This window comes from Candidatus Collinsella stercoripullorum, assembly GCF_027669965.1.
GTDB classification, from domain to species: Bacteria; Actinomycetota; Coriobacteriia; order Coriobacteriales; family Coriobacteriaceae; genus Collinsella; species Collinsella stercoripullorum.
On the sequence record NZ_JAQECM010000018.1, the window covers coordinates 1 to 7213 of the forward strand.

7 protein-coding genes are annotated in these 7213 nt (G+C 70.7%); all 7 read left to right on the plus strand.

Translation table 11 applies throughout. From position 1 onward, the window contains the following. The first annotated feature begins 415 nt into the window (after positions 1 to 415). Positions 416 to 1297 (plus strand): PAQR family membrane homeostasis protein TrhA, encoded by an 882-nt coding sequence (gene trhA / locus PHA29_RS05390; protein ID WP_270848527.1) that lies wholly within the window; start codon positions 416 to 418, stop codon positions 1295 to 1297. A 181-nt stretch (positions 1298 to 1478) separates the two neighbouring features. Next, entirely contained in the window at positions 1479 to 2816 is a 1338-nt protein-coding gene (locus PHA29_RS05395; protein WP_270848528.1) for a hemolysin family protein, read from the plus strand. A 72-nt stretch (positions 2817 to 2888) separates the two neighbouring features. Beyond that, positions 2889 to 3659 carry a cyanophycin synthetase family protein gene (locus PHA29_RS05400; RefSeq protein ID WP_270848530.1) on the plus strand — a complete coding sequence of 257 codons (771 nt, stop codon included), beginning with the start codon at positions 2889 to 2891 and terminating at the stop codon, positions 3657 to 3659. A gap of 73 nt (positions 3660 to 3732) precedes the next feature. Further along, complete coding sequence (locus PHA29_RS05405) at positions 3733 to 4116, plus strand: YtxH domain-containing protein (RefSeq protein ID WP_270405805.1); 384 nt, start codon at positions 3733 to 3735, stop codon at positions 4114 to 4116. After that, entirely contained in the window at positions 4117 to 4878 is a 762-nt protein-coding gene (locus PHA29_RS05410) for a PRC-barrel domain containing protein (protein ID WP_270848531.1), read from the plus strand. It begins immediately after the preceding gene. 109 nt (positions 4879 to 4987) lie between these two features. Further along, positions 4988 to 6379: a polysaccharide deacetylase family protein gene (locus PHA29_RS05415; protein WP_270848533.1), complete on the plus strand. Its 1392-nt coding sequence runs from the start codon at positions 4988 to 4990 to the stop codon at positions 6377 to 6379. A gap of 276 nt (positions 6380 to 6655) precedes the next feature. Then, positions 6656 to 7213: hypothetical protein (locus tag PHA29_RS05420; RefSeq protein ID WP_456298733.1), on the plus strand; the 558-nt coding region annotated here is incomplete at its 3' end.

Genomic DNA, 7213 nt, shown 5'->3' on the forward strand with positions numbered 1-7213 from the left:
CCCGGCGGCGGCCGTCGGCGCGCTGCTCGCGCTCGGGGCGGCCGGCGCCGCCGCGGGCACCCGGATCAGGCGCCGGGCGGACCGGTAGCGGACCGCAGCTGACAGCGGGCTCGGGAAGGGCGCGTCGGGGTTCCCGGCGCGCCCTTTCGCCACCGGGGGCGGGCCACCGGGGACGCGTCGTCGGGGATCGGCCCTGCCGTCGGGAGGGCGGGTCCTCCCATCGCGGGCGGCTCCGCCACGGGTCCTACCATCGGCGCGGACCCCGCCGGATGCGCCCGTCCCCAGCGGCTCGCCACCGGGGGCAGGGCCCGCCCCCTGATGCGGAATTAACCGAGTCATAACCGAGGAGGCTATCCAAGACGGCGGTTTTTGCTATAGTTTTGAGCAATCTACTGTTGGAGGATTGCTCACGCACATGTCCGCATCAAGCGACGGTTCCACATCCCGAAGTACCACGGGCGCGAGTCACGAGCCCGAGCCTTCCCATGCCTTCGACGCCGACGGCGAGCCGTCGGCCGCCGCGCCGGTCCTGAGCGGGACCGCCCCGTCCGAAGAACCCGCCCCGTCCATCGACGGCTCCGTCTGCGCGTCGTGCCCCAAGCGCCGCCGCTGCTGCCCGCAGCGCCCGCGCCCGGAGCACCGCGGGCGCGCCCCCAAGGAGCCGCCGCATTACACGGTGGGCGAGGAGATCGCCAACTCCATCACGCACGGCATCGGCGTGCTGCTCGGCATCGCCGGGCTCGTCCTGCTGATCGTCAAGGCCGCCCTGGACGGCGCGCAGCCGGCGTATCTCGCCTCCGCCATCGTCTTCGGCGTCTCGATCATCCTCGAGTACCTCGCCTCGACGCTCTACCACGCCATCCAGGTCCCCGGCGCCAAGCGGATCTTCCGCATCATCGACCACAGCTGCATCTACCTGCTGATCGCCGGGTCCTACACGCCGTTTCTGCTCATCACCCTCGAGCCCTACGGCGGCATCGTCATGTTCGTCGTCATCTGGGCGCTCGCCTTCGCGGGCATCTCGTTCGAGATCATCGGCCGCCAGCGCCAGCCGCGCTGGGTGACCATCACCATCTACCTGGTCATGGGCTGGCTCGTGGTGTTCCGCCTGCCGCAGCTCGTCGCCGCGCTCGACCCGCTCGCGCTCGCGCTGCTCGTGGTCGGCGGGCTGTGCTACACCATCGGCTGCGCCTTCTACCTCATGAAGAAGATCCGCTACATGCACAGCGTCTGGCACCTGTGGGTGCTCGCGGGCAGTATCTTCATCTTCATGGTGGTGATCCTCTTCGTGATCTGACCGTCGCGGCGCGCAGGCGCCGCATCGCTCCCGGACCGCCGGCCCCGCCGACCTCGGGCGCCCGGCCCGGTCCCTTCCGGCGCCCGCCTTCGCGCGGGCCCCGTCGACCCATCCGTCCCGACCCGCCCGCGCCCTGCGGGCGCACCGTACACCGCGACCTCGGAGCTCTGATTTCCATCCCATGGGCATAGCAATCTCCATCATCGCCACGCTTTTGCTCACCGTCCTGAACGGCTACTTCTCCATGTCCGAGATGGCGCTCACCACAGCCAAGCACGCCAGCCTGGAGCACGACGCGGAGGAGGGCGACCGGCGTGCCGCCCGCGCGCTCGAGCTCTCGACCGACTCCACCGACTTCCTCGCGACCATCCAGGTCGCCATCACGCTCGTGGGCTTCTTCTCCGCGACCGTCTCGTCCAACACCCTCTCCGAACCCCTGACCGACTGGGTCGAGTCCTTCGGCGTGGCGCCCCTCACCGCCGTGGCGCCGGTCGCCTCCCCCGTCGTCATCACGCTCATCGTGTCCTACCTGTCCATCGTCATCGGCGAGCTCGTGCCCAAGCGCATCGGCCTGTCCGACGCCGAGGGCATGGCGAAGTCGGTCGCGGGCCCGATCTCGGCCTTCCGCAAGATCGCCAAGCCACTCGTCTGGCTCACCCAGGCGTCCGCCAACGGGCTGTCCGCGCTGCTCGGCATCAAGAGCGCCGACGACCGCCAGAACGTCTCCGAGGAGGAGATCAGGTACATGATCTCCGAGCAGGACACCCTGCTCGACGAGGAGAAGCGCATCATCCACGAGGTCTTCGACCTGGGTGACGCCGTGGCGCGCGAGGTCATGGTGCCGCGCGTCGACGTGACCATGTGCGAGGAGACCGACACGCTCTCAGACGTGCTCTCCATCATGCGCGAGACCGGCTTCTCGCGCGTGCCCATCTACCGCGAGGACCTGGACTGCATCGTGGGCATCGCCCATATCAAGGACCTCATCGAGCCGGTGCTCGCCGGCCACGGCGACATGCGGGTGGGCGAGGTGGTCCGCGACGCCACCTTCGTCCCGGACACCAAGGACATCCTGCCGCTGCTCTCCGAGATGCAGACCGCCCACGAGCAGATCGTCGTCGTGGTGGACGAGTACGGCGGCACGGCCGGTATCATCACCATCGAGGACATCGTCGAGGAGTTCGTGGGCGAGATCGAGGACGAGTTCGACCCGGACAACAAGTACCTCACGCGGCTTTCCCGTCGCGAATGGTTGGTGGACGGGCGCTTCTCGTGCGATGATGCTATCGAGCTCGGTTGGCCCATCGAGGAGAGCGACGACTACGAGACCGTGGCCGGCTGGATCTTGGACATGTGCGACTCGGTGCCGGACATCGGCGAGGTGTTCGAGCGCGACGGGTACAAGTTCAAGGTGCAGTCCATGCGCGGCCAGCGCATCTCGCTCATCCGCGTGACCGGGCCGGATCCGGCCGAGGCCCCCAAGGAGGCCGAGGACGGGGACGAGAAGAAGGACGCGTAAGCCGCCCGCACCCCTCGCGTCGCGCACGGCGGGAGGGTCGCGGCGGGAAACCGATACGAAGGCGGGTAAGCCATGGCTCAGCTGTTCAACATCCTGAAGATCACCGTGGGCAAGGACGCCCTCGACGCGCGCGTGCTCGTGAACCCGGGCGTGCCGCTGCGGACCTCGGAGGACATCGAGGCCACGGCGCGCGTGTACTACCTGGCCCCGGCCATCGCCAAGCACCTGTGCCTGGGCGACGCGGGCCGCGAGTTCCAGGAGTGCATGGGCGACACCGAGCTGGCGCACCTGCTCGAGCACCTCACCGTCGAGATCATGAACGAGACCGGCCTCGCGGGCCGCGTCTCCTGCGGGCGCACGCGGCAGGTCCCGGGCGATGAGCGGCTGTTCGACGTCGAGCTGTCCTGCCCGGACGACGCGCTCACCGTGGGCGCCCTGTCGTCGGCGACCTTCATGATGGACTGGGCCTTCCTGCACGCGGACGCCCCGGCCCCCGATTTCCCCGGCACCGTGGCCGCCCTGCGCAAGCTCGTGCTCAACCTGCGCGGCGAGGACGACGAGCCGGCGGGGGAGGACGGCGCCCCGGTCGACGTCGCCGTCTCCGCGGCCCCGGCGCCCTCGCAGGACGCGCCGTCCGCGGCCCCCGACGCCGCGCCGCGCCGGATCGACACCGAGGGCATCCGCCCGCACTACAAGGCCGGGCGCGTCGGCAACCCGCCGGCCAAGCGCGTGGCCGACGTCAAGCCCGTCTACGGCGGCGCCGCGGGCGAGGCGCGCGCGGCCGCTCCCGCGCGGGATGTGGCCGACCCGGACGCGACGGTGACGATGCGCCCGGTCGAGTAACCGTCGAGTATCCGCGGGCGCCGCGGGTATAATGAGGTTTCCATCTGAACGTTGACTCTTGAGGAGGAGCAGCATGGGTAAGGGATTCAGCTTCGTCGCAGGTGCCGTGATCGGCGCCGCCGCCGGCACGGTCATCGGCATCCTGATGGCTCCCCGCTCCGGCGCGGAGACGCGCGCCATGGCCGCCGATATGGCCAACGACGCGTGGGACAACGCGCGCGACATCTACGAGCAGGGTGTCGACCAGGCACGCGCCGCGGCGAGCGACTTCGGTCCCATGGTCGACGCCAAGACCGACGAGCTGCGCGCCAAGGTCGACCTCGCCCGCGAGCGCATGGACCAGCTGCGCGAGCAGCTGAACGACGCCATCGCCGGCGGCTCCGTGACCCCCGCCGCCGACGTGGTGGTCGAGTCCGTCGCCGACGCGCCCGCCGACGGCGCCTCCGCCGAGGCGTAGATGCGCGTCTCCGATTTCCAGGGCGTCCGGGTCTACCGCGCGCCCGCGAAGGGGAGGCGCACCGGCCGGGACGGCGCCCCGGTGGAACCCAAGCGCCTGGGCAAGGTGCACTTCGCGGTGTTCTCGCCCGGCGGCCGCCGCGTGGTCGGCTTCATGGTCAAGCTCCCCGATGTCGTCGGCATGATCAAGCAGCCCGACCGCTTCGTCGCGCTCGACGCGCTCGAGATCTACGAGGGCGTGCTCTGCGTGGAGGATCTCAAGGAGAACTTCGACGCCGCCGCCGCCAAGCGGCTGGGGGTCGATCTGGACACCTGCCTCATCTGGACGGGCATGGACGTCGTCGCGCAGGGCGGCGAGCGCCTGGGCTACTGCGCGGACGCGGTTTTCTCCGGCAAGACCGGCAAGGTCGACCTCTTCGTGCTGACCGAGGGGGATGCCTCCGCCATGCTCGTGGGCAACCGCGAGATGCCCGCATCCCTGCTCAAGGGGTACCGCGACGGCGCGATGATCGTCTCCGACGAGGCCGTCGAGCTCGCGTTGACCGGCGGCGTCGCGGCGAAGGCCGCCGAGGCGAGCGTGGCCATCGGCGCCAAGGCGAAGGAGGGCGCGGCCAAGGCCAAGAAGGAAGTGGCCAAGCTCAAGCTCGACGAGAAGGGCGCCAAGGCGGTCGACAAGGGGAGCCGCGCGCTCGGCAAGCAGCTCGGCAAGACGCGCGGGATGTTCTCCGCCTTCGCGAGCGAGTATCGCAAAGCCTCCAAGTAGCGGGAAGGGGCGGGTGCGTCCCCCGTCCCCGGCAGGGCGCCCGCCCGTCGGGGAGACGGGGCCGGCCGCCCCTTTCCGCAGCTCTCGACATACGGATCGGGGAGAACCAGTGCCTAACTACACCACCTCCTACTCCACCAAGCCCAGAAAGCCGCATCATCGGCGCCCCGCCACGGGCGACCAGCTGCCCTCCGCCCGCCGCCGCGCGCAGCGCCGTCCCGGCGCGCAGTACCTCCACCACTCGCAGGGGTTCGGCCGTCGGACGAGCGGCCGGAGGCCCCGCCGCCGCGACGCGCGCCGGCCGTACGCCATCATCGCCGTGGCCTGCGCCGCCCTGCTGTTCATCGCGAGCGTCGTGTGGTACCTGAACCGCGGCGTCACCGTCTCGCTCAACGGGTCCGACGTCTCGGTCCGCATCAACTCCTCGGTCCAGCAGCTCATCGATGACAACCAGCTCAGCTACCGCACGGGCGACCTGCTCGCGGTGGACGACACCGTGCTGGAGAAGCGCGGCGGGGAGCGCTACTCCGTGAAGGTGGACGACGAGCAGATCGACAACGACGACCTCTCCTCGACCGCGCTCGCCGGAGGCGAGGCGATCGAGATCGGCAACGGCCGCGACGAGTACGAGGAGCACGAGGTCATCGCCACCGAGATCCAGCCCGCGCTCACCGTGAAGGGCACGGGCGCCATCCAGTACGTGCAGACGTGGGGCGTGCCCGGCCGGTCGGAGGTGTGGGTCGGCTCGGTGTCCGGCAAGACGGCCGACCGCGGCGTGGTCCAGGAGGTGCAGGACTGCGTGGTGCGCGCGACGTCGGTCTCGCCCGACGAGGGCTCCTACGTGGCGCTGACCTTCGACGAGGGGCCGAGCAGCTACACGGAGCAGATCGTCTCGATCCTGGAGGAGAAGGGCGTCGGCGCGACGTTCTTCCTGCAGGGGGACCGCAGCGAGGAGCACCAGGCCGCCGCCCGGGCCATCGCCGACGCCGGGTTCGAGCTCGGGTCGAACTCCTACAGCGACACCGACCTCACGGCGCTGTCCGGCGACGACCTGCGCAGCCAGATCACCCGCGGGTTCGATGCCGTGAAGGACGCGTCCGGCGTCGAAACCAGCCTGCTGCGGGCGCCCTACGGCCTGTTCTCCGAGTCCTCGTGGAGCGAGGCGATGGACCTGGTGAGCGCGGTGGTGAGCTGGAACCTCGATTCGGGCGACTACCTGCTCCCGGGCGCCGGCTCCGTGGTGGATACGGTGATGGGCTCGGTCGCGAACGGCAACATCATCCTGCTGACGGACAACGAGACGACCGGTGCGCAGACGGTCGAGGCGCTGCCGCAGCTCATCGACAGCCTGCAGGCCCAGGGTTTCACGCTCGTGAGCCTGTCCGACCTGATCGCGACCGATTCCAAGCTCGCCGAGGAGCTCGACGTCTCCCGCGTCTCCATGCCGGATGACGCGGCGCTTCCGCAGGTGAAGAAGGATACGGCGGACCAGGACGCGTAAGCGGGCGTTCGGCTGGCGTTCCCGCTTCCGCGGCGATGCCCGGTCTCCCGTTCCGAGCCCGTCCTCCATCCGTCAACGGTTGCGCGATGCGGTTGCTGAAGGGCTGCGGAAACCGTCCCGTCGCCCGGTTTCGGGCTACAATGGCCGAGAAGGACGTCGCCGGCTCCAGCGTGTAGACGGAAAGTCGACGGACGTCCGTGACAATGAGAGCGATCGGTGCCCGCACGCGCCCATACGCTGCGGGCACAGGGGTATGCAGCGGATCTGGATGTAACGATGAGCGACAGCAAGCAGCCCGGACGGGACGTCCCGCGCGCGACGGACGCCCGTTCCAGCATGGAAGGCGCGCAGAACGGGCGGGACCAGCGTCCGGCGGGGCATGCCGCCGGGACGGGAGCCTCGCATCCGGGGCATCGGGGTTCCGCGGGGACCCATAAGCCCCTGCAGATCAAGATCGGCGGCTCGGCCGCCCCGCATCGGTACTCGGCGACGGGCGGACAGCGCCCGGCGCGCCCGCACGCCTCGGCGGGACAGGGTACGGCCGCGGGCCGGACGCAGCACGCGTCCGCGTCATCCGCCCGCGATGCCGGAAAGCCCGGCGCCAAGCCCGGCGCCCCGGGCACCCCGGGCGTCAAGAAGGCCGTCGCGCCGGGTGCCTCCACCGGGCAGGGTGCCGGTGCCAAGACCGGCGCCCCGTCCGAGCCCACGGCTCCCGGCCCCGGTTCCGAGCAGTCCGCGCCCGCGGAGAAGGCGCAGGGGGCGGCGCATCCCGCCGCTGCGCATCCCCGCAAGCGGCCTGCCGACGCGGGCCGGCCGCACGCCCAGGCGCCCTCC

Excerpts from the sequence above, each read along its gene's own strand:
- trhA (WP_270848527.1), top strand. The coding sequence starts at position 416 with ATGTCCGCATCAAGCGACGGTTCCACATCCCGAAGTACCACGGGCGCG.
- PHA29_RS05395 (WP_270848528.1), top strand. The coding sequence starts at position 1,479 with ATGGGCATAGCAATCTCCATCATCGCCACGCTTTTGCTCACCGTCCTG.
- PHA29_RS05400 (WP_270848530.1), top strand. The coding sequence starts at position 2,889 with ATGGCTCAGCTGTTCAACATCCTGAAGATCACCGTGGGCAAGGACGCC.
- PHA29_RS05405 (WP_270405805.1), top strand. The coding sequence starts at position 3,733 with ATGGGTAAGGGATTCAGCTTCGTCGCAGGTGCCGTGATCGGCGCCGCC.
- PHA29_RS05410 (WP_270848531.1), top strand. The coding sequence starts at position 4,117 with ATGCGCGTCTCCGATTTCCAGGGCGTCCGGGTCTACCGCGCGCCCGCG.